This window comes from Kitasatospora sp. GP82 (assembly GCF_029892105.1).
Lineage (GTDB): Bacteria > Actinomycetota > Actinomycetes > Streptomycetales > Streptomycetaceae > Kitasatospora.
This window is the reverse complement of record NZ_JARZAJ010000127.1, coordinates 1-1,354: the sequence shown is the minus strand read 5'-3', so window position 1 is coordinate 1,354 and position 1,354 is coordinate 1. Positions and strand designations below refer to the sequence as shown.

General features: G+C 70.8%; 1 protein-coding gene. It reads left to right on the top strand.

Annotation, left to right across the window (positions count from 1 at the left end; genetic code table 11):
• A partial coding sequence (locus P3T39_RS37390; protein WP_280703789.1) for an NF041680 family putative transposase occupies positions 1–1,341 on the top strand: 1,341 nt, incomplete at its 5' end.
• Between the last annotated feature and the right edge of the window lie 13 nt (positions 1,342–1,354).

The following is a 1,354-nucleotide window of genomic DNA, read 5'->3' as shown; positions in this document are numbered from 1 at the left end:
CTCTTCGAGCTCACCGACGCGCTGCTGTGCACGGACGGGCCGGTCAAGACGCTGGTGGACCTGTCGCTGGCGGCCGAGCACCGGCGGGGGCACGGTGCGATGTACGCCGCGCTGGACCGGGGCTGGCTCGAGCCCGCCCGACTCCGCCGCGCGCTGGCCGCCCTTCCGATCCCCCGCCTCGCTGACGGGCGCATCGCCCTGGCCGTCGATGTCTCGCACTGGCTCCGCCCCGACGCTCCCACCAGCGATGACCGCCTGTTCTGCCATGTCTACGGGCGCGGCCGCAGCGCGGACCAGCTGATCCCTGGCTGGCCCTACTCCTTCGTCGCCGCCTTGGAGAGCGGCCGCACCTCATGGACCGCGCTGCTGGACGCGGTCCGGCTGGGGCCGGCCGACGACGCCACCGCAGTGACCGCCGACCAACTTCGCGAGGTCACCGGCCGCCTGATCGAAGCCGGGCACTGGCAGTTGGGCGACCCGGACATCCTGCTCGTCATGGACGCCGGCTACGACGTCACCCGCCTGGCCCACCTCTTGTCTGATCTGCCCGTTGAGCTCATCGGCCGACTGCGTTCGGACCGGGTCATGCTCCGCGATGCGGGCGAGCCCCGCTCCACGCCCAAGGGCGGACGCCCACGCAAGCACGGCACTGCCTTCACCTTCGCCAAACCCGAGTCCTGGCACGAGCCCGACGCCACCACCTGCACCGAGACCACCCGCTACGGCAAGGCCGAGGCGAAGGCGTGGGACCGGATGCACCAGCGCCTGCAAAAGCGCGGGCCCTGGCTCGACCACGAAGGTGAAATCCCCATCACCCACGGCACGTTGGTTCGCCTCAAGGTTGATCACCTGCCCGGCGAACGCGAAGCGAAGCCGCTGTGGCTATGGTCCTCTGCCACCGGCATCGATACGGTCCATCTGGACCGGATCTGGCGCACTTTTCTGCGCAGATTCGACCTTGAGCACACCTTCCGCCTACTCAAGGGCACCCTGGGCTGGACGGCGCCGCACTTCCGTGCGCCGGACACCGCCGACCTGTGGACCTGGCTGGTCATCGTCGCCCACACCCAGCTCCGCCTGGCCCGCCGGCTCGCCGCCGACCTGCGCCGCCCCTGGGAACGCCCGCTTCCAGCGGCTAAGTTGACCCCGGCCCGGGTCCGCCGAGGGTTCCGCAACATCCGCGCGAAGGTCCTCACTCCGGCCCGGGTGCCGAAACCCTCCCGGCCCGGCCCCGGACGGCCTCCGGGTTCGAAGAACCGCAAGCCGGCGCCCCGCCACGACGTGGGCAAGACCGTCAAACGCGAACCCACGCTTCAGGCCCACCTCGCCGCGCGAGGTTAAAGATCAAGCTCAG